The 21072-nt window shown below is 50.2% G+C and carries 15 protein-coding genes and 8 pseudogenes; 14 read left to right on the top strand and 9 right to left on the bottom strand.

Features of this window, described 5'->3' with window-relative positions; translation table 11 throughout:
• Positions 1-101 precede the first annotated feature (101 nt).
• The 3 genes from FHN83_RS00745 to FHN83_RS00735 all read right to left on the bottom strand — a co-directional run bounded on the left by FHN83_RS00745 (position 102) and on the right by FHN83_RS00735 (position 3910).
• Positions 102-431: a hypothetical protein gene (locus FHN83_RS00745; RefSeq protein WP_000140246.1), complete on the bottom strand. Its 330-nt coding sequence runs from the start codon at positions 429-431 to the stop codon at positions 102-104.
• A gap of 204 nt (positions 432-635) precedes the next feature.
• Complete coding sequence (locus FHN83_RS00740) at positions 636-1448, bottom strand: hypothetical protein (RefSeq protein WP_045892447.1); 813 nt, start codon at positions 1446-1448, stop codon at positions 636-638.
• 8 nt (positions 1449-1456) lie between these two features.
• Positions 1457-3910: a P-loop NTPase fold protein gene (locus FHN83_RS00735; protein ID WP_139563067.1), complete on the bottom strand. Its 2454-nt coding sequence runs from the start codon at positions 3908-3910 to the stop codon at positions 1457-1459.
• Positions 3911-4768: 858 nt separating this feature from the next.
• Between FHN83_RS00735 and FHN83_RS00730 the strand changes: the two genes are divergently transcribed.
• The 9 genes and pseudogenes from FHN83_RS00730 (at position 4769) to fghA (ending at position 11676) form a co-directional block, all read left to right on the top strand.
• Positions 4769-5065, top strand: a complete 297-nt coding sequence (locus tag FHN83_RS00730) for a helix-turn-helix transcriptional regulator (protein ID WP_017384073.1) — start codon at positions 4769-4771, stop codon at positions 5063-5065.
• 473 nt (positions 5066-5538) lie between these two features.
• Entirely contained in the window at positions 5539-5946 is a 408-nt protein-coding gene (gene tnpA / locus FHN83_RS00725; protein WP_048242260.1) for an IS66-like element accessory protein TnpA, read from the top strand.
• Complete coding sequence (tnpB, locus tag FHN83_RS00720; protein WP_021567584.1) at positions 5943-6293, top strand: IS66 family insertion sequence element accessory protein TnpB; 351 nt, start codon at positions 5943-5945, stop codon at positions 6291-6293. Before tnpA ends, tnpB (FHN83_RS00720) begins: the two co-directional genes overlap by 4 nt.
• A gap of 30 nt (positions 6294-6323) precedes the next feature.
• Positions 6324-7915: pseudogene (gene tnpC, locus FHN83_RS00715) on the top strand (IS66 family transposase).
• A 187-nt stretch (positions 7916-8102) separates the two neighbouring features.
• Positions 8103-8800, top strand: a protein-coding gene (locus tag FHN83_RS00710) for an IS1 family transposase (RefSeq protein WP_223479951.1) whose coding sequence is annotated in 2 segments (ribosomal slippage) — positions 8103-8352 and positions 8352-8800 — 699 coding nt in all. Because the reading frame shifts where the segments join, the coding sequence is not laid out codon by codon here.
• 113 nt (positions 8801-8913) lie between these two features.
• The gene (frmR, locus tag FHN83_RS00705) at positions 8914-9189 is read left to right on the top strand and encodes a formaldehyde-responsive transcriptional repressor FrmR (protein WP_017384071.1); all 276 of its coding nucleotides are present in this window, start codon (positions 8914-8916) and stop codon (positions 9187-9189) included.
• Between the two features lie 34 nt (positions 9190-9223).
• Positions 9224-10333, top strand: a complete 1110-nt coding sequence (gene frmA / locus FHN83_RS00700) for an S-(hydroxymethyl)glutathione dehydrogenase (RefSeq protein WP_017384070.1) — start codon at positions 9224-9226, stop codon at positions 10331-10333.
• A 43-nt stretch (positions 10334-10376) separates the two neighbouring features.
• A complete protein-coding gene (locus FHN83_RS00695) occupies positions 10377-10775 on the top strand; it encodes a VOC family protein (protein ID WP_012561111.1) in 399 nt (132 codons plus the stop codon).
• 64 nt (positions 10776-10839) lie between these two features.
• The gene (fghA, locus tag FHN83_RS00690) at positions 10840-11676 is read left to right on the top strand and encodes an S-formylglutathione hydrolase (RefSeq protein WP_012561110.1); all 837 of its coding nucleotides are present in this window, start codon (positions 10840-10842) and stop codon (positions 11674-11676) included.
• A 27-nt stretch (positions 11677-11703) separates the two neighbouring features.
• Here the strand turns inward: fghA and FHN83_RS00685 are convergent.
• The 4 genes and pseudogenes from FHN83_RS00685 to FHN83_RS00665 all read right to left on the bottom strand — a co-directional run.
• Positions 11704-11856: pseudogene (locus FHN83_RS00685) on the bottom strand (resolvase); the annotation flags it as partial.
• A gap of 114 nt (positions 11857-11970) precedes the next feature.
• Positions 11971-12246: pseudogene (locus FHN83_RS00680) on the bottom strand (IS3 family transposase); the annotation flags it as partial.
• A 16-nt stretch (positions 12247-12262) separates the two neighbouring features.
• Positions 12263-13339 (bottom strand): IS110 family transposase, encoded by a 1077-nt coding sequence (locus FHN83_RS00675; protein ID WP_000227969.1) that lies wholly within the window; start codon positions 13337-13339, stop codon positions 12263-12265.
• A gap of 272 nt (positions 13340-13611) precedes the next feature.
• Positions 13612-14480: pseudogene (locus FHN83_RS00665) on the bottom strand (IS3 family transposase); the annotation flags it as partial.
• A gap of 81 nt (positions 14481-14561) precedes the next feature.
• Here FHN83_RS00665 and FHN83_RS28905 point away from each other — a divergent pair.
• From FHN83_RS28905 to tnpC (FHN83_RS00650), 3 genes and pseudogenes are all read left to right on the top strand, one after another.
• Positions 14562-14882 (top strand): annotated as a pseudogene (locus FHN83_RS28905) (IS66 family insertion sequence element accessory protein TnpB); the annotation flags it as partial.
• A complete protein-coding gene (gene tnpB / locus FHN83_RS00655) occupies positions 14879-15229 on the top strand; it encodes an IS66 family insertion sequence element accessory protein TnpB (protein ID WP_016151369.1) in 351 nt (116 codons plus the stop codon). The pseudogene FHN83_RS28905 and the gene tnpB (FHN83_RS00655), both read left to right, overlap by 4 nt.
• 30 nt (positions 15230-15259) lie before the next feature.
• Positions 15260-16851: pseudogene (gene tnpC / locus FHN83_RS00650) on the top strand (IS66 family transposase).
• A gap of 199 nt (positions 16852-17050) precedes the next feature.
• Here the strand turns inward: tnpC (FHN83_RS00650) and FHN83_RS00645 are convergent.
• Together FHN83_RS00645 and FHN83_RS00640 are read right to left on the bottom strand one after the other, a co-directional pair.
• A pseudogene (locus FHN83_RS00645) lies at positions 17051-17335 on the bottom strand (copper-binding protein); the annotation flags it as partial.
• Positions 17336-17391: 56 nt separating this feature from the next.
• The gene (locus FHN83_RS00640) at positions 17392-18360 is read right to left on the bottom strand and encodes an IS5-like element IS903B family transposase (protein ID WP_022649395.1); all 969 of its coding nucleotides are present in this window, start codon (positions 18358-18360) and stop codon (positions 17392-17394) included.
• A gap of 153 nt (positions 18361-18513) precedes the next feature.
• On the opposite strand from FHN83_RS00640, the pseudogene rclA reads away from it, so the two are divergent.
• Positions 18514-19674: pseudogene (gene rclA, locus FHN83_RS00635) on the top strand (reactive chlorine resistance oxidoreductase RclA); the annotation flags it as partial.
• 234 nt (positions 19675-19908) lie between these two features.
• The gene (lacI, locus tag FHN83_RS00630) at positions 19909-20991 is read left to right on the top strand and encodes a DNA-binding transcriptional repressor LacI (RefSeq protein WP_007851507.1); all 1083 of its coding nucleotides are present in this window, start codon (positions 19909-19911) and stop codon (positions 20989-20991) included.
• Positions 20992-21072: the final 81 nt, after the last annotated feature.

Below are 21072 nucleotides of genomic sequence, written 5' to 3'. Positions count from 1 at the left end.
ATTTAGAAATTTTTTTGCGTTTAAAATCAATGAATTGAAAGATTTCATTTTTCTAAGTCTGATAAAACAGATGAAAACCCAACTGACTATACTCATAAAACTCAATCTTTGCGCTGCTGTACGATACCAGTAATTACAGGTGCCGAGTTTAACATCATGAAAAGTAGCCCAATAATGAATGACGCAACGCCAGCTGCGGTGCCTAACTTCTGACTGAACACCATTGAAACAAAGTACATATTTGGGATAAAAACGGACATAGCAATCACGAAAAGTAACTTATTCAGATAATTATTTATTCGGGTCTTAACCTCAACTCTATCATAAAAAGCCATCGAAACGTAAGCAGTTATCAGTGAATAAAAAGACCATGTCATATAGTTAACCGATTCATTAAATGCCTCTCGCAAAAGCAAAGCACTTTCTGTCATTCCCTACCTCATTAAATCAATAGAAAATAAATCTGAATAATTTATTTTTAAAAGAAAAGAACACAACATAACTTCAGTAGTTATGATTAATCCCTGAATGATTATTTCTTAGCAAGATATAACATGCTTAATGTATATCAGGCAATAAAAAAACTCCCAAAGACCACCGCTGTGGTCTTCAGGTATAGGATTTAAAGAACGAACTCAGTCCGGAAACGTATCACTATCTTCTGTAACGTCCGCTTTCTCTGGTAACATTCTGTTTTTAATATACTGTGAATTCCTGCAGATGAGAGGAAAAATCTCCGAGTTATTCATTATACAACTCGTTGCCGTACGGGCGTCCTCCGGAGACCATGATGAAAATGAAAACGTCTGACGGTCAAGCCATTGAGACAATAATACATTATCAACAGAAGCGCTAAACAGCGCCGCAATAGCCCTGCGTTCAACGGCCTTCTCAGGTTCAATAAACGACAACTCATTATGAAAACGGGTAATAATCGCAATACGGCTGTCAATACGAATATGTCTTTCAAGTAAGACATCGTGCAACTCATCAAGTACAGTCTCTCTCTGGGTATCGTCGAGGCAAGACCACAGAAAATGAATGTTCTCGGCATTTGTGACAACGTCTGGCTCTGCATCACGGAACCATGATGCAAAGATACCCACACTACCTTCCATCCGGATATGCTGCCCCTGAAGTTGCATTTGTTCAAGGATAAAGCGCATGTTCACAGGAAGAACCGTAAAACACTCAATAAGCCTTTCAGAAGAACTAAATACTCCACATGCCAGGGCGTTCAGCTTTTTCTTCAAAATATCAAACTGCTCACCTGACTGATATACGTCATGGAGAAATACTGGACCCATAGCATTCACATCAGACTCAATTATTTTCTCTGACAGTGCTTTTTGACGCTCTCGCACAAATATTAAAAGAGAGGTTGCATTTGTAGCTTCTTTGATGACGTCATACTGACCTTTAACAAAGCTCAGGACAGGTATATTCACCAGAAGACCTAAATCAACAATCCTGCCAACAGCATTTTTGATGTACGGCAGAACATTTTATCCTTAAGTGCTATAAAGATACTCTCGGCAGTACGTAGATAACGAAGATATGCAGCCAAAGCCAGGTCAAACCGTTCCTCACCAATATGTTCACTGTACGACTCGATACCGGCATAGTTACCATGGAGCACCATGTGAGCAACAGCCTGTGCAGCAAATTCCGCAGGGAAGAGATTCCTCGTCGCCGTATTATTAAGATAATATTGATTTAAAACATTATTATTCCAGTCCGGGCTCAGAACAATTTTTCTGAAATGGATAACGTCCTCAACAACCTGACGATTTTTAAGCGTCATTATTGCAGAGCTAACCTGAGCCCCACCTGTACCATCATTCTTTCCAATTACGTTCTGTACCGCCTTCGATGCAATATTGATATGCCGGATAATTCCCGGATTAAAAAGGTCTATCTGAGGTTGCTCAGCTCCATAGCGTAACATCTCCTCCCGACCGTGATTTCCGATATCTAGTGTGCCAATTTTCAGGTTTGACAAGGTCTCTTCATTATTGACAAGGTATTCCACATAAAATACGCCATCTACAAAATTCTCCATTTTATTCAGTAGTGATTCACCGGCCAGAACAGAGTATGAATCAGCTTCCTGCAGCAACGTCTTCGTGGATTCAGCCTCCAATTTTTCTGAATCCTGAATTTCATCAAGTTTACTCACAATAAACGATATTTGCCTTTCGACGAAAGGCTCTAGGCTTATCCGCCCGTCAGCCATCAGTTTCTGCAGACTCAATACGAAACCTTCATCATTCTTTTCTCTGAGTGAAACAGCATAACTCTGATTCAGCATTTGCACTGCGACTTTGAGTTGCGGTTCGGCGAGAGCCTGACACTTCTCATCCATCCGGCTATAAGAAACCAGCCAGTCTCGCATCTGAATATGTGGTGCCACTCGCTGCCATGCTTCAGCGAAACCCCACAAGGCCGTCAGTTCTTCAAGCCGTGGGATATTTATAGCACCAATCGCGTCTTTAAGAGGCGTATCAAGCAACTCGCTCCTGGCAAGCTCCACCGTGGACTGATAGTGGATGCTCATCAGAAATTCGCTCCATCTTTCTGTATCGTTATTAAAAATTCGGGATATTTGTTGATAAGTTAGCGAGAGCATCTCGTCAAAATCATCCGGAGCAATACCGGGTTCGGTCTGACTAGCTTTGGGATCGCGAAGTAATACTTTAATATCTCGCTCCCCGTATCTGACCACCAGTAAGTAGAGAGCAATAAGAATATGGCGATGATCTTCTGTTGCAGGAACGGTAAGGTTCAGAATATGAATATCATTAACAAACTTCTTCATTAATCGCGGTGTGATACGAGGATACTCAGAGGGTTTCCAGCGCTCAAGCAACACCGTTGCTTCCCGGCACGCTATCCCTGCATCCTCATTTACTGTTTCTTTCCAGTACTGCCTTAACGCTTCCTGCCATCCTGCCGAAATAAGAGGAGGAACCTGAAAACTTACAGGAATCCGCTTTGCAATAAACTCACGCCCGCTGAAACCCGCCACAGAAAGTGAGGCTGAAACCTGTCTTGCCGAATAGGGCACCACTATCCTGAAGTGTTCATGAGTGGCTCCGGCAATAAGCTCCATATCACTCCAGAGCTCTTTCACTTTGTCTGCACTGATTCGGTCCAGATTATCAATGATAAGGATGAAGCGATCTCCATGGGAAATGACCTCTTTGGAGGTAAATCCCTGCAGAGCTTCAGCCAGCTCAATAGCTCCGACCTCCTTATTAACTAGCCAAGTCTCTTCAATCCTGTCAGTACTGTTGCGTTTGAACAAATCACCAATACTCGAATACCCTTTCTTTCTGTACCATTCCATGTTCTGCAGGCATGCCAGTCCTGCGACCATAATGGCAGGAGAAAGAAACGCGGCCACCTCAACATAAAAAAGCCACCCTAATAATGACTCCTTGTTAGTAAAATATTGATTAAGGTCTGTTAGCACATAACGAAGCATCTGCACGGAAAGCAATGACAGTAAAATAAAAACGACGGTCAACCAGCTTAGCCTGCTGCTGACCCTCTTGTCGTATTCAACGATGTTACCCAGAGCCAGATTTTTATACTTATCCAACACATCCCGGGAGCCCGGACATTGTAGGCTGACCCCGTGGTGGATGACATCGATAAGCGCTTTTTTAGTTGAGCCATGATGGTAACGTTCTGCATCAAAGTTAATGAACGTAAAATCATCTTTAAGCTTTTTCTGCAGGAACTTCAATATTGTTGACTTACCTGAACCCAGCTCACCTTCCAGACCAATAATATTGACATCAGGTGTCCTGATGATCTGAGCCACATTCTCTGCAACTTTTTCATGACTGCTGCCTCTAAACATATCCTGGTCAGCGGGTGATTCCGTCTGCAATCGTAGAGTCATTCAGCAATTTCCTTCGTTATAACGTAAGATTCTTTCACTATTAGACACAGTACAGAGCCCACAGCAACCAAATGACTGCAGCCGGGGCAGTTTAGTTTTAAGCATGCATAAGCCGATTTCGATGGAATCCCTTTCACACAATAATATTGAATTGAAGCAATGAAAACATTAATGTGTTTGTTGTGACTAGCTGCAGGGGCCTGGAAGAAATTCCAAAGCCTGACAAACCGGAACAGGGCTTGCTCTGCTCCGGTTTTATCCAGTTCATCTTGAAGCCCTTGTTTTTGTTACATATCCCTGCTCACTCTTTCAGCCATTGTTAAGCTTCTTGTGTGTAATCTGCGAATAATACGGATGCAAAATTGATGCAATGGATTATACATACCTACAGCGCACGTTACGCTGAGCTGAATCGAATTTCAGAGAACGTTCTTCGCTATTACCCTGCCCAGCCAGTTGAACACATTTTATCATCCGGCCCCGAGAGTGACATGTTCTCTGCCTGGTACAGCCTTCATCAGAGTCAAACTAGACGTTATTTACAGGCAAAAGAAGACAGCTACAGAGCTTAAGTCTGACATTATTCGTGGCTGTGTCTGCCTTCGGAGTTTTCAGCTTATCCCGATAACAGCGGTTTTGAAAAATTGACGTTTTTTACACCGGTACATTGCCCGAACGCAATCTCCCCCGTAGCGAAATACCGCCCCGCAGAAAATCGTCCATGCTCGGCATGCCCCTGGAACATCAGCATCTTTTCAATAAAGGTTTTACAGCCTATAGTCTGTATAACACAAAATACACCTTACCTGCTGTATTACAGGGCGGTACTCCCTACTCAGTCTGCGAGGCAGGTCACTTATGAATAATCAGTTCCCGATAAAAACGCTGAACCAGCTCAGACCTGTGCTAATCGGGTTTCGCAAAATCAAGGGCTTCACGCAAAAAGATGTGTCTGAGAGGCTTGGCGTAACGCAGCAAACCTATGCCCGCCTGGAAGCAAACCCTGCTAGCGCCAGTATTGATCGTCTGTACAAGGTATTCAGTATTCTGGGCGTAGAAATAACGCTGTCATCTATTTCCCCTTCACCCTTCATTTCCCACACAGAGATGAGGGGGGCATTTGACAGCACTCCCGCCAGACGGGAGAAATGGTGACTATTAGAAGTTTGCTAGTTTTGTCGAATGACGCCAACTACATGTCCGCATCCATCGAGTAGTGGCTTCAAGCCACGATTGTCACTGCCTCCGCTGCCTTTTTCCAGTAACTCTCTCCTTTTAATTCTAATATTTAGGGGTGTCAACGCAAAGCAGAAACGGCACCTTCTTTGCGAGACAGAAATGACCTGTGATTGCCTGGCCGATTTATGGCAGCTAAGTGCGAGAAGCGGATATAGCGAATTCGCCATTGTACGGGATTAGCAGGTTTACTGAAGCAACCTGCGATGGCGTTATGGCAATAGTCAGTCCCCTGTCCAGTCGGCATAGGTGGCCACCTCGTCACCGCCGGGGATAAACTGATTGAAGCCTCCGCGCAAAATCACTGTAAGCGTCAAGCCACTGCCGCCTGTTGCGATTACTAACGATTGACGATGATAGAGTCCTCTTATTAACGTTAATGGACTCTATCAATGTCAAACACTCTTCAGCCCCGCAGGGCGCGGGCGTCCTACTCAATGGACTTTAAGCTGGCTCTCGTCGAAAAGTCATATCAGCCTGGAGCCTGTGTTGCCCGGTTGGCGCGGGATAATGGAATTAATGACAATCTGCTGTTTACCTGGCGCCAGCGTTACAGACATCTTCTGCCCGATGAAATACAACGGTCAATCAGAGAGCAAGACTCTGTTATCCCCGTTGTCTTGCCTGATATGGTCCTGTCACACCATGCTGAGCCGCACTATGAATCCGCCGCTCCAGCCTGCCGCGAGGCCATGACATGCGAGGTGACTGTCGGCGGTGCCAGCCTGCGTCTGTCCGGGGATTTATCACCTGCACTTCTGAAAACGCTGATCCGCGAGCTGAGCGGGAGGAGCCGATGATACCCTTACCGTCAGGCACTCGTATCTGGCTGGTTGCCGGGGTCACCGATATGCGTAAGTCCTTCAATGGTCTGGGCGAACTGGTCCAGCATGTTCTTGATGACAATCCGTTCTCCGGCCACCTGTTTATCTTCCGTGGTCGTAAAGGTGACACCGTGAGGATCCTCTGGGCTGATGCTGACGGTCTGTGTCTGTTTACCAAACGTCTGGAAGAGGGACAGTTCGTCTGGCCTGCTGTACGCGACGGCAAAATCGCCATCACCCGCTCACAACTCGCCATGCTCCTCGATAAGCTGGACTGGCGGCAACCTAAAACTGCACGCCTTAACTCACTGACGATGTTGTAAAAAGCGCATGACCGCATTATAAATGGGGTCATGAGTCAGGACTATCTCGCCCGTATCGCTGCGCTGGAAGACGCGCTTCGCCAGAAAGACAGCCAGCTCAGTCTCGTTGCTGAGACTGAGTCGTTCCTGCGTTCGGCGCTGGCCCGCGCAGAAGAGAAAATAGAGAACGAAGAGCGTGAAATAGAACATCTGCGGGCTCAGATAGAAAAACTGCGCCGAATGCTGTTCGGTACCCGTTCAGAAAAGCTACGCCGGCAGGTCGAAGAAGCCGAAGCCCTGCTGAAACAGCAGGAGCAGCAAAGCGATCGTTACAACGGCCGGGACAATGATCAGCAGGTTCCGCGTCAGTTGCGCCAGTCCCGTCATCGTCGCCCGTTACCGGAACATCTTCCCCGCGAAATAAACAGACTGGAGCCAGCTGAAACCAGCTGTCCTGGTTGCGGTAGTGATATGGCCTATCTCAGCGAAGTCAGCGCGGAGCAACTGGAGCTGGTCTCCAGCGCCCTGAAAGTGATCCGCACGGTCAGAGTGAAAAAGGCCTGTACCCGATGCGACTGCGTCGTTGAAGCGCCAGCGCCCTCACGTCCTATCGACCGGGGCATCGCCGGGCCGGGTCTGCTGGCCCGCGTGTTAACGGCCAAATACTGTGAACACCTGCCGCTGTATCGCCAGTGCGAAATCTTTGCCCGTCAGGGTGTGGATCTGAGTCGTGCGCTGCTCTCCAACTGGGTGGATGCGTGCTGCCGGTTAATGGCCCCGCTGGATGAAGCCCTCTACCACTACGTGATGGACTGCCGCAAACTGCATACGGATGACACTCCGGTGCCCGTGCTGGCGCCGGGCAGAAAGAAGACGAAAACCGGGCGTATCTGGACATATGTCCGTGATAACAGAAGCGCGGGTTCATCAGATCCGCCAGCGGCATGGTTCGCCTTCTCACCGGACCGACAGGGGAAACACCCTCAGCAACATCTTCGGCACTATCATGGCGTGCTGCAGGCAGATGCCTTCGCAGGGTACGACAGGTTGTTCAGCGCAGAGCGTGAAGGTGGCCGTTGACAGAAGCGGCATGCTGGGCTCATGCGCGGCGCAAAATCCATGACGTCTATATCAGCACCCGGACGGCCACAGCAGAGGAGGCTCTGAAGCGCATCAGTGAGTTATACGCGATAGAAGAGGAAATACGCGGCCTTCCGGCATCTCAGCGGCTGGCCGCCAGACGGTCCCGAAGTAAACCGTTGCTGATATCCCTGCATGACTGGTTGGTGGAGAAAAGTGCCACTCTGTCGAAAAAATCCCGGTTAGGCGAGGCGTTCGCTTATGCACTGAACCAGTGGGATGCCCTGTGTTACTACTGCGATGATGGTCTGGCAGAGCCGGATAATAACGCTGCTGAGCGAGCGCTACGAGCGGTCTGTCTGGGCAAGAAAAACTACATCTTCTTCGGCAGTGATCATGGTGGTGAACGTGGTGCCCTGCTGTATGGTCTGATCGGAACGTGCAGGCTGAACGGTATCGATCCAGAGGGTTACCTTCGCCATATCCTGAGCGTATTGCCGGAGTGGCCCATCAACAAAGTGGCCGAACTGCTGCCATGGAACGTAGATCTCACCAATAAATAGCCGTCAATACGGCGCTCACTTAACGCTTACAAATCACTTATTCTTTTCCGTTAATAAAATGCAGGAGCAAAGTCATGACTGGCGAAATTCGTGGGCGAGGCAGGCCACGAAAAACAGAGAGTACCTATACAGGGTAAGGGTGCCAACTTACTGATTTAGTGTATGATGGTGTTTTTGAGGTGCTCCAGTGGCTTCTGTTTCTATCAGCTGTCCCTCCTGTTCAGCTACTGAAGGCGTGGTGCGTAACGGTAAAAGTACTGCCGGACATCAGCGCTATCTCTGCTCTCACTGCCGTAAAACATGGCAGCTACAGTTCACTTACATCGCCTCTCAGCCCGGTACACACCAGAAAATTATTGATATGGCCATGAATGGCGTCGGATGTCGCGCCAGTGCACGCATTATGGGCGTTGGCCTCAACACGATTTTACGACACTTAAAAAACTCAGGCCGCAGTCGGTAAACTCACGCATACAACCGGGCAGTGACGTTATTGTTTGCGCGGAAATGGACGAACAGTGGGGTTACGTCGGCGCTAAATCACGCCAGCGCTGGTTGTTTTACGCGTATGACAGGATACGGAGGACGGTTGTGGCGCACGTATTCGGTGAACGCACGTTGGTCACGCTGGAGCGTCTTCTGGGCCTGCTGTCGGCCTTTGAGGTCGTGGTATGGATGACGGATGGCTGGCCGCTTTATGAATCACGCCTGAAGGGAGAACTGCACGTTATCAGCAAGCGATATACGCAGCGCATTGAGCGGCATAACCTGAATCTGAGGCAGCATCTGGCAAGGCTGGGCAGGAAGTCACTGTCTTTCTCAAAATCGGTGGAGCTGCATGACAAAGTCATCGGGCATTATCTGAACATAAAACACTATCAGTAAGTTGGAGTCATTACCGGTGCTCTGATATATTTATTATACTATAGTGGGGTATGTGTTGATCTTAATGTAATACTCCCCTATAGTATAAGAAATACAGAGCAGTGAGGTAAGCAATGCCCAGTACTCCTGAAGAGAAAAAAAAGGTCCTAACCCGGGTTCGCCGTATCCGGGGTCAGATTGATGCTCTGGAAAGAGCACTTGAAAGTGGCGCTGAATGCCGTTCCGTTCTCCAGCAAATCGCCGCCGTCCGGGGCGCCGCTAACGGACTGATGGCAGAGGTGCTGGAGAGCCACATACGGGAAACCTTTGACCAGAATGACAGCTACAGTCATGAAGTCAGTAAATCAGTTGACGATACGATTGAGCTGGTTCGTGCCTATCTTAAATAGGTGAGGCCATTATTACATTGAGGATATATTACGTATGAAATCACGTGCCGCTGTTGCATTTGCACCAGGGAAGCCCCTGGAGATTGTTGAAATTGATGTTGCTCCGCCTAAAAAAGGCGAGGTGCTGATTAAAAACACCCACACAGGTGTCTGCCATACCGATGCCTTTACCCTCTCAGGGAATGACCCTGAGGGCGTTTTCCCGGTGGTTCTCGGCCACGAGGGAGCCGGTATCGTCGTTGAAGTTGGTGAAGGCGTCACCAGTGTGAAGCCGGGTGACCATGTTATTCCGCTCTACACCGCTGAATGCGGGGAGTGTGAATTCTGCCAGTCCGGTAAAACGAACCTCTGTGTATCGGTTCGCGAGACTCAGGGCAAAGGACTGATGCCTGACGGGACCACTCGCTTTTCATACAACGGTCAGCCTCTTTACCACTACATGGGATGTTCCACATTCAGTGAATACACCGTTGTGGCCGAGGTTTCTCTGGCAAAAATTAACCCGGAGGCGAACCATGAACACGTCTGCCTGTTGGGTTGTGGCGTGACTACCGGTATTGGCGCCGTCCATAACACGGCTAAAGTGCAGCCGGGCGATTCAGTTGCCATTTTTGGTCTGGGGGCAATTGGTCTGGCTGCGGTACAGGGGGCCCGTCAGGCAAAAGCGGGACGTATTATCGCTATCGATACTAATCCGACAAAATTTGACCTGGCCCGTCAGTTCGGGGCCACTGACTGCATTAACCCGAATGATTATGACAAACCGATTAAAGATGTTCTGCTGGATATCAACAAGTGGGGTATTGACCATACCTTTGAATGTATCGGTAACGTTAACGTCATGCGTGCAGCGCTGGAAAGTGCTCACCGTGGGTGGGGGCAGTCCGTTGTCATTGGTGTCGCAGGGGCCGGACAGGAGATTTCCACCCGTCCTTTCCAGCTGGTCACCGGGCGCGTATGGAAAGGTTCCGCGTTTGGCGGAGTAAAAGGCCGCACTCAGCTCCCCGGTATGGTCGAGGATGCCATGAAGGGGGATATTGACCTTGAGCCATTTGTAACCCATACGATGACACTGGATGAAATCAATGACGCCTTCGAGCTTATGCATGAAGGCAAATCTATCCGGACAGTGATTCATTACTGATCCCATCAGAATTTTAATCAACTCAAACTGAAGGAAGTGGAAAATGACAACTCCGGTAATTTCTGGTGACGGCATCTTTTCTCATGTGTTCATTGGCGCAGCCGATGTCGAGAAATCCTCCGCATTTTACGATGTCGTCCTGGGCACGCTTGGTATCAATAACCTCGGCCCGTTTGGCAACGGCTGGGTACTCTATGGCCGCGAAAAGCCGGCATTTATCATTGCCCGTCCGGGCAACGGTGAAGCACCTTCCGCTAACGGGGTGACTGTCGGCTTCGCTGCTGCCACCCCGGAAGAGGTTGATGCTTTCCATGCTGCCGGCCTTGCCGCCGGTGGAGCTGATGAAGGTCAACCTGGCCCGCGTGGTCACCTTCCCGGGGCCTATGCTGCCTACCTGCGGGATCCGGCGGGTAACAAAATCACGGCGTATACGTTTATCTGACGTCCGGATTTAAAGATACTTCCCCTGGCTTCGGTCAGGGGAAATAACCATGAGATAACGGCTGATGGAACTCATTGAGCAGCATGCCAGCTCTGGCGGCTGGCAAAACGTGTACCGGCATTATTCACAATCCCTTAATTGTGAAATGAATTTCGGTGTGTATCTTCCTCCCAAAGCAGTAACAGAAAAACTGCCGGTACTATACTGGTTGTCGGGCCTGACCTGTACTGAGCAGAATTTCATCACCAAATCAGGTATGCAGCATTATGCAGCCCGGCATAACGTCATCGTTGTTGTCCCGGATACCAGTCCCCGGGGTAATAATGTCCCGGATGCCGACAGTTACGATCTTGGCCAGGGGGCCGGTTTTTATCTGAACGCGACGGAACAGCCGTGGAATGTTCATTACAGGATGTATGACTATATTCTCAGAGAGCTTCCGGATGTCGTCATGAATCATTTTCCTGCAACGGCAAGAAAATCTATATCCGGTCATTCTATGGGAGGGCTGGGTGCTCTGGTGCTGGCTCTGCGAAATCCTGGTGAATATGTGAGCGTATCAGCATTTTCCCCGATAGTATCGCCTTCTCAGGTGCCATGGGGGCAACAGGCATTTAGCGCTTACCTGGGTGAAAACAGAAAAACGTGGGAAGCCTACGATCCAGTCAGCCTCATTTTACAGGGTGAAAAATTACCAGAAATCTTCATTGATCAGGGGCTGAGTGACGCCTTTTATGAAGAGCAACTGCGCACCAAAATCCTTGAGAGAGTATGCAATGAGATGAACCTCAATGCGTCGTTCCGATATCATACTGGATACGACCACAGCTATTATTTCATTTCCAGCTTTATTGGTGAGCACATTGCTTACCATGCCAACAGGCTCAGGCTGTCAGCATGAGTTGATTTCCAGCCTCAGAAAATGTGCTTAATTTTCAGGCCTGAACAGGGCCTGAACCCTGCAGACCTGAGATGTACTGTAACTGGTGGCTTCAGCAGTTTCTCTTATGCTCAGTTTCTTGACCTGTCGGTAATACAGAACTTTCTTATGTCGTTCCTGATCGGCCTGTTTGCCCCGGTGAATAGCCACGGATAATCTAGACACTTCCGAGCCGTTGATGGACTGACCCCGCCCCGGTAGACGATCCTGCCCTATAGTTTGGACTGACCCCACGCCTGTAGACAAATCCTGTCCTCACGACGAGGCCTGTTCGAAGGCCTCCGGACTGACGCCGCCGAGGTGGCTGTGGCGCCGGGACCGGTTATAGAAGACTTCAATGTAATCGAAGATCCGCCCGGGCCAGATCCCTGTTTTATATATGCGTTTTCTGATCCGTTCTTTTTTCAGCGAACTGAAGAACGATTCGGCCACCGCATTATCCCAGCAGTTGCCACGCCGGCTCATGCTCGGCGCCAGGTTATTGGCCCGGTAGAAGCGCTGCCAGTCGTCACTGCCGTACTGGCTGCCCTGGACGCCCTTCTAAGAGTCAAGCTGTTATCGGGATACTGTTGATCCGCCTGTTTTGATTGCGCAGTAACGTGTAAACTTCGCGGGAGATATATCGCTTTAGACAGCGTATCGCTTCCATTTTTGTATGTCCTTCGGCTACACGCCTGGCGACATATTCCTTTGTTTTTGCGTCAGTTCGTAAGCGTCCGATGGCGATGATGTGAAGTGCACTATTTGCAGCACGATCTCCACCACGATTAAGTCGGTAACGGTTCGTTTTTCCAGAAGAAACGGGGACCGGGCTGACACCACACAGTGCCGCAAATCCTGATTCTGATCTTAACCGTTGAGGATTGTCTCCGGCAGTGATCAGCAACTGTGAAGCGCTTTCGTATCCGATAGCATTACGTTTAATCAGCTCAGGTGCCAACTCGTCGACAATTGCCGCAATCATGACATCCAGATCAGCGATTTCGTCATGTAACTCGAGATAGCGTCGGGCAAGGGACTTTAATGAAATGCGATAAACGTTGGTTACATTGCGGTATTCACTGGCATCAGGTCTCCAGGAACCCAGGGTCCTGATGAGCTGCATGCGCGTCATATTTCTGAGCTGTTCACGTAATTCATCCGGGGCAGAGATAATATTTGAATGGATAATCTGGAGAGCGACTCTGCGGGCTGATATTGCTGTTTTTCGGCAAGTTTTTAATACCCGCAGGGACTCAATCATGCCATCACGCGTTTTGGGAGTAACTGTCCTGATGCCTGAGAATGCTGCATGAGCGGCACATTCAGCATCAATTGTGTCACTTTTACCCCGTTTGCGTCGCTCCATCCGGTCTGGAGCAGTCACCTCAAGAACTTCTAACCCGGCGTTCTGAAAATAACGAAGCAAACCGGAACCATAGGTACCTGTGCACTCAACACCAATTCGCTTTAATGTCCCAAACGAGGTCATCCATGCCAGCATCTGCCGGTAACCTTGTCGTGTTGTGGAGAAATACTGAGTCCCAAGGACTTTATTGTTCTGATCTACGACAGCGGCAACGTGCAAATCTTTATGTGTATCCACGCCACCCACAACGGCAGCTTCGGTAACTTTATCAACCATGACAGAGCTCCTGTGAGGAAACAGAGTTGAATCTCCAGACAGATAACCTGGACAGGACAGTAACGAGACAAGCCGTCAGGCCCTTCTTGAGTCACGCGCATCGGTGAGGAGATGCCTCGCATGAAGGCGCTTCCGGCAACCGACGGGTCCAGGGCAGGACACAAAAGGTCGATCGCTGTGTGAGTCAGGATGCGGGAAGGTCTTCACTGCATCAGTAATCACACCAATCTGGTTAAACGGCAAACTAAGTGGTGGTAAAGACTGACATCGGCATTATTACTATCGCTGTGGAACATCACCCCGACGGGCTTACCACGGGTTTCCCATGCCATTTCCAGTGCTTTCATGGTGAGCCTGCTGTCCGGCGAGAACGACATGGCCCAGCCCACTGGTTTTCTTGCGAACAGGTCGAGAACAACGGCGAGGTACGCCCAGCGCTTACCCGTCCAGATATAGGTCACATCACCGCACCACACCTGATTTGGTTCCGTTACGGCGAACTGTCGCTCAAGATGATTCGGGATAGCAACGTGCTCATGACCGCCACGCTTATACCGGTGAGTCGGCTGCTGGCAACTGACCAGCCCCAGCTCTTTCATGAGTCTGCCAGCAAGCCAGCGCCCCATCTGGTAACCTCTCTGGGTTGCCATTGTGGCGATGCTTCTTGCTCCGGCAGAGCCGTGGCTGATGCCATGCAGTTCAAGTACCTGACTGCGTAATACAGCCCGTCTGCCGTCTGGCTTTTCAGGACGGTTTTTCCAGTATTTGTAGCTGCTGCGATGAACCCCGAACACATGGCAGAGAGTGGCCACAGGATAACGCGCCCTGAGTTTCCCGATTATCGAGAACTGTTCAGGGAGTCTGACATCAAGAGCGCGGTAGCCTTTTTTAATATTTCATTTTCCATTTCAATACGTTGTAGCTTTTTCCTGAGCTCACGGATTTCAATTTGTTCCGGGGTAATGGGGGAGGCTTTTGGTGTTTTGCCCTGCCGTTCATCACGTAATTGTTTCACCCATCGCGTCATTGTGGAAAGGCCGACATCCATAGCGCTGGCTGCATCTGCCACGGTGTAGTTCTGGTCAACGACCAGTTGAGCGGATTCGCGTTTAAACTCTGCGCTGAAATTTCTTTTTTTCATTATGACACCTGTGTTGTTCTGAGGTGAGCATATCACCTCTGTTCAGGTGGCCAAATTCAGTAAACCACTTCATATCAGCCTGGAGCCTGTGTTGCCCGGTTGGCGCGGGATAATGGAATTAATGACAATCTGCTGTTTACCTGGCGCCAGCGTTACAGACATCTTCTGCCCGATGAAATACAACGGTCAATCAGAGAGCAAGACTCTGTTATCCCCGTTGTCCTGCCTGATATGGTCCTGTCACACCATGCTGAGCCGCACTATGAACCCGCCGCTCCAGCCTGCCGCGAGGCCATGACATGCGAGGTGACTGTCGGCGGTGCCAGCCTGCGTCTGTCCGGGGATTTATCACCTGCACTTCTGAAAACGCTGATCCGCGAGCTGAGCGGGAGGAGCCGATGATACCCTTACCGTCAGGCACTCGTATCTGGCTGGTTGCCGGGGTCACCGATATGCGTAAGTCCTTCAATGGTCTGGGCGAACTGGTCCAGCATGTTCTTGATGACAATCCGTTCTCCGGCCACCTGTTTATCTTCCGTGGTCGTAAAGGTGACACCGTGAGGATCCTCTGGGCTGATGCTGACGGTCTGTGTCTGTTTACCAAACGTCTGGAAGAGGGACAGTTCGTCTGGCCTGCTGTACGCGACGGCAAAATCGCCATCACCCGCTCACAACTCGCCATGCTCCTCGATAAGCTGGACTGGCGGAAACCTAAAACTGCACGCCTTAACTCACTGACGATGTTGTAAAAAGCGCATGACCGCATTATAAATGGGGTCATGAGTCAGGACTATCTCGCCCGTATCGCTGCGCTGGAAGACGCGCTTCGCCAGAAAGACAGCCAGCTCAGTCTCGTTGCTGAGACTGAGTCGTTCCTGCGTTCAGCGCTGGCCCGCGCAGAAGAGAAAATAGAGAACGAAGAGCGTGAAATAGAACATCTGCGGGCTCAGATAGAAAAACTGCGCCGAATGCTGTTCGGTACCCGTTCAGAAAAGCTACGCCGGCAGGTCGAAGAAGCCGAAGCCCTGCTGAAACAGCAGGAGCAGCAAAGCGATCGTTACAACGGCCGGGACAATGATCAGCAGGTTCCGCGTCAGTTGCGCCAGTCCCGTCATCGTCGCCCGTTACCGGAACATCTTCCCCGCGAAATAAACAGACTGGAGCCAGCTGAAACCAGCTGTCCTGGTTGCGGTAGTGATATGGCCTATCTCAGCGAAGTCAGCGCGGAGCAACTGGAGCTGGTCTCCAGCGCCCTGAAAGTGATCCGCACGGTCAGGGTGAAAAAGGCCTGTACCCGATGCGACTGCGTCGTTGAAGCGCCAGCGCCCTCACGTCCTATCGACCGGGGCATCGCCGGGCCGGGTCTGCTGGCCCGCGTGTTAACGGCCAAATACTGTGAACACCTGCCGCTGTATCGCCAGTGCGAAATCTTTGCCCGTCAGGGTGTGGATCTGAGTCGTGCGCTGCTCTCCAACTGGGTGGATGCGTGCTGCCGGTTAATGGCCCCGCTGGATGAAGCCCTCTACCACTACGTGATGGACTGCCGCAAACTGCATACGGATGACACTCCGGTGCCCGTGCTGGCGCCGGGCAGAAAGAAGACGAAAACCGGGCGTATCTGGACATATGTCCGTGATAACAGAAGCGCGGGTTCATCAGATCCGCCAGCGGCATGGTTCGCCTTCTCACCGGACCGACAGGGGAAACACCCTCAGCAACATCTTCGGCACTATCATGGCGTGCTGCAGGCAGATGCCTTCGCAGGGTACGACAGGTTGTTCAGCGCAGAGCGTGAAGGTGGCCGTTGACAGAAGCGGCATGCTGGGCTCATGCGCGGCGCAAAATCCATGACGTCTATATCAGCACCCGGACGGCCACAGCAGAGGAGGCTCTGAAGCGCATCAGTGAGTTATACGCGATAGAAGAGGAAATACGCGGCCTTCCGGCATCTCAGCGGCTGGCCGCCAGACGGTCCCGAAGTTAACCGTTGCTGATATCCCTGCATGACTGGTTGGTGGAGAAAAGTGCCACTCTGTCGAAAAAATCCCGGTTAGGCGAGGCGTTCGCTTATGCACTGAACCAGTGGGATGCCCTGTGTTACTACTGCGATGATGGTCTGGCAGAGCCGGATAATAACGCTGCTGAGCGCGCGCTACGAGCGGTCTGTCTGGGCAAGAAAAACTACATCTTCTTCGGCAGTGATCATGGTGGTGAACGTGGTGCCCTGCTGTATGGTCTGATCGGAACGTGCAGGCTGAACGGTATCGATCCAGAGGGTTACCTTCGCCATATCCTGAGCGTATTGCCGGAGTGGCCCATCAACAAAGTGGCCGAACTGCTGCCATGGAACGTAGATCTCACCAATAAATAGCCGTCAATACGGCGCTCACTTAACGCTTACGTTCACCTGAGGTGTTTTTGTAGTTATCTGGCGTTACGTGACAGTGTTGGTCAGATACTTCCACCTCTTCAGAGTTAAAGTTTGATATATGGGAAAAAAACGCTCCCGGACGGGAGCGTAAGCCAGTGACTTCGGCGTCAAATGAGGGTCTAACAAGTGGAGCTGCGGGTTAATTCTGGGTGATCTGGCTGCGATGCTTTTCAGCCTGCTGCTGATGAATAACGGAAGATAGACCATTATTCGCCTTCTCATGCACAACAGCGGCTTTCTCATGCTCGTTCATTTCGGAAAATGGCTTAGCAGTTTCTTGGGTGTTCTCAGGTTTGGATTTCATCATTTTTTTATGCATTTCAGCCATGTCCTGATGGGCAGCAGAATTGCCGTTTTGCATCATTTCATGGGACATTGCGGCCTGATCGTGACCGCTCATATCCATCATTTTCATGCTCTCCCCGGCTTTGTTGAATAAATCAGATTTCGGGTAAGTCTCCCCCGTAGCGGGTTGTGTTTTCAGGCAATACGCACGCTTTCAGGCATACCTGCTTTCGTCATTTTGTTCAGCGCTCGTACCAGGGCCATAGCCTCTGCAACCTGACCATCGTAGTCACGCAGTGTCAGTGAACCTCCGAACAGCTGTTTTACCCGGTACATCGCCGTTTCCGCTATCGAGCGACGGTTATAATCTGTTGTCCATTTCCACCGCGCATTACTCCCGGTCAGCCGCTGATTCGCAACAGCACGGTTACGGTCTGCATATTCACCGGGCCAGTAACCCGCGCCTTTTCGGGGCGGGATAAGCGCGCTGATTTTCTTACGCCGCAGTTCATCGTGACAGAGCCGGGTGTCGTAAGCGCCGTCTGCCGATGCTGCCCTGATTTTTCTGTGAGTCTGCCGGATAAGACCCGGGAAGGCTTCTGAGTCCGTCACATTGTTCAGCGACAGGTCTGCACAGATGATTTCATGTGTGTTGCTGTCAACTGCCAGATGCAACTTTCGCCAGATACGGCGGCGTTCCTGGCCATGTTTTTTGACTTTCCATTCGCCTTCACCAAAGACCTTCAGCCCGGTGGAATCAATCACCAGATGCGCGATTTCACCCCGGGTGGGCGTTTTGAAACTGACATTAACCGACTTTGCGCGCTTGCTGACACTGGTGTAATCCGGGCAGCGCAACGGAACATTCATCAGTGTAAAAATGGAATCAATAAAACCCTGTGCAGCCCGCAGGGTCAACCTGAACACGCGTTTAATGACCAGAACGGTGGTGATGGCGAGATCAGAATAGCGCTGAGGTCTTCCCCGTGATGAAGGCGTTGCCGACTCATACCAGGCCTGAATAGCTTCATCATCCAGCCAGAAAGTTATGGAGCCACGGTTGATGAGGGCTTTATTGTAGGTGGGCCAGTTGGTGATTTTGAACTTTTGCTTTGCCACGGAACGGTCTGCGTTGTCGGGAAGATGCGTGATCTGATCCTTCAACTCAGCAAAAGTTCGATTTATTCAACAAAGCCAAACAGAAGCCACTGGAGCACCTCAAAAACACCATCATACACTAAATCAGTAAGTTGGCAGCATCACCTTTTGCGTCTATAGTCATGATGTCAAATGAACGCGTTTCGACAGGAAATCATCATGAATAAATATCAGGCAGTTATTATTGGTTTTGGCAAGGCTGGAAAAACATTAGCCGTCACGCTGGCAAAAGCAGGTTGGCGTGTGGCTCTCATCGAACAATCAAATGCAATGTATGGCGGGACCTGTATTAATATCGGCTGTATCCCAACCAAAACATTGGTTCATGACGCACAGCAGCACACAGATTTTGTCCGTGCCATACAGCGTAAAAATGAAGTGGTTAATTTTTTACGTAATAAGAATTTTCATAATCTTGCGGATATGCCCAATATCGACGTGATCGACGGCCAGGCGGAGTTTATCAATAATCATAGCCTGCGTGTTCATCGGCCTGAGGGAAATTTGGAGATTCATGGCGAGAAAATTTTTATTAATACCGGTGCACAAGCCGTGGTTCCGCCAATTCCTGGAATTACCACCACGCCTGGTGTATATGACAGCACCGGATTACTTAATCTAAAAGAATTGCCTGGGCATTTAGGTATTTTGGGCGGCGGATATATTGGCGTTGAGTTCGCCTCTATGTTCGCTAATTTTGGCAGCAAAGTAACCATTTTAGAGGCAGCTTCGCTGTTTTTGCCTCGGGAAGATCGGGATATTGCTGATAATATCGCGACGATTTTACGCGATCAGGGCGTCGATATTATCCTCAATGCCCATGTGGAGCGAATCAGTCACCATGAAAATCAAGTGCAAGTGCATAGCGAGCACGCCCAACTGGCGGTGGATGCACTGTTAATAGCTTCCGGTCGTCAACCGGCTACCGCTTCGTTACATCCAGAAAATGCCGGTATCGCAGTAAACGAGCGCGGGGCAATTGTCGTTGACAAGCGATTACATACCACCGCAGACAATATTTGGGCGATGGGAGATGTTACCGGCGGGCTGCAATTTACTTACATATCACTGGATGATTACCGCATTGTACGTGATGAGTTACTGGGTGAAGGCAAACGTAGTACTGATGATCGGAAAAATGTGCCTTATTCCGTATTTATGACACCGCCCCTGTCCAGGGTTGGTATGACAGAAGAACAAGCCAGAGAGAGTGGTGCTGATATTCAGGTGGTGACATTGCCTGTAGCTGCAATTCCGCGCGCCAGAGTGATGAACGATACCCGTGGGGTATTAAAAGCGATTGTTGATAATAAAACCCGGTAATGCTGTCAACCTGTTGATGACTATTTTAATCTGTAGTCATTCAATCCTTGTAACATCAGGATGATCCTGGTGTCAGTGAAAATACGAAATCAACACGTTGGTATCATTACCCACCTGTGAACTGACGTCGGCATTTTGAATCTCACTTCGGCGTGCCCCCTCCGAATGGCGCAAAACATTTCGTGGTATGGCATGATAGCACCCGAAGAGAGTCAATTCAGGGTGGTAAATGTGAAACCAGTAACGCTATACGATGTCGCAGAGTATGCCGGTGTCTCTTATCAGACCGTTTCCCGCGTGGTGAACCAGGCCAGCCACGTCTCTGCGAAAACGCGGGAAAAGGTGGAAGCGGCGATGGCGCAGCTGAACTACATTCCCAACCGCGTGGCACAACAACTGGCGGGGAAACAGTCGTTGCTGATTGGCGTTGCTACCTCCAGTCTGGCCCTGCACGCGCCGTCGCAAATTGTCGCGGCGATTAAATCTCGCGCCGATCAACTGGGTGCCAGCGTGGTGGTGTCGATGGTAGAACGAAGCGGCGTCGAAGCCTGTAAAGCGGCGGTGCACAATCTTCTCGCGCAACGCGTCAGTGGGCTGATCATTAACTATCCGCTGGATGACCAGGATGCCATTGCTGTGGAAGCTGCCTGCGCTAATGTTCCGGCGTTATTTCTTGATGTCTCTGACCAGACTCCCATCAACAGTATTATTTTCTCCCATGAAGACGGTACGCGACTGGGCGTGGAGCATCTGGTCGCATTGGGTCACCAGCAAATCGCGCTGTTAGCGGGCCCATTAAGTTCTGTCTCGGCGCGTCTGCGTCTGGCGGGCTGGCATAAATATCTCACTCGCAATCAAATTCATCCGATAGCGGAACGGGAAGGCGACTGGAGTGCCATGTCCGGTTTTCAACAAACCATGCAAATGCTAAATGAGGGCATCGTTCCCACTGCGATGCTGGTTGCCAACGATCAGATGGCGCTGGGCGCAATGCGCGCCATTACCGAGTCCGGGTTGCGCGTTGGTGCGGATATCTCGGTAGTGGGATACGACGATACCGAAGACAGCTCGTGTTATATCCCGCCGTTAACCACCATCAAACAGGATTTTCGCCTGCTGGGGCAAACCAGCGTGGACCGCTTGCTGAAACTCTCTCAGGGCCAGGCGGTGAAGAGCAATCAGCTGTTGCCCGTCTCACTGGTGAAAAGAAAAACCACCCTGGCGCCCAATACGCAAACCACCTCTCCCCGCACGTTGGCAGATTCCTTAATGCAGCTGGCACGACAAGTTTCCCGACTTGAAAGCGGGCAGTGAGCGCAACGCAATTAATGTGAGTCAGCTCACTCATTAGGCACCAGCTTTACACTCTATGTGTCCGGCTCGTATGTTATGCGA

The organism is Leclercia adecarboxylata, from assembly GCF_006171285.1.
Lineage (GTDB): Bacteria > Pseudomonadota > Gammaproteobacteria > Enterobacterales > Enterobacteriaceae > Enterobacter > Enterobacter barmai.
Note: the sequence above shows the minus strand (reverse complement) of the source record. Positions and strands in the feature narration are given on the sequence as shown.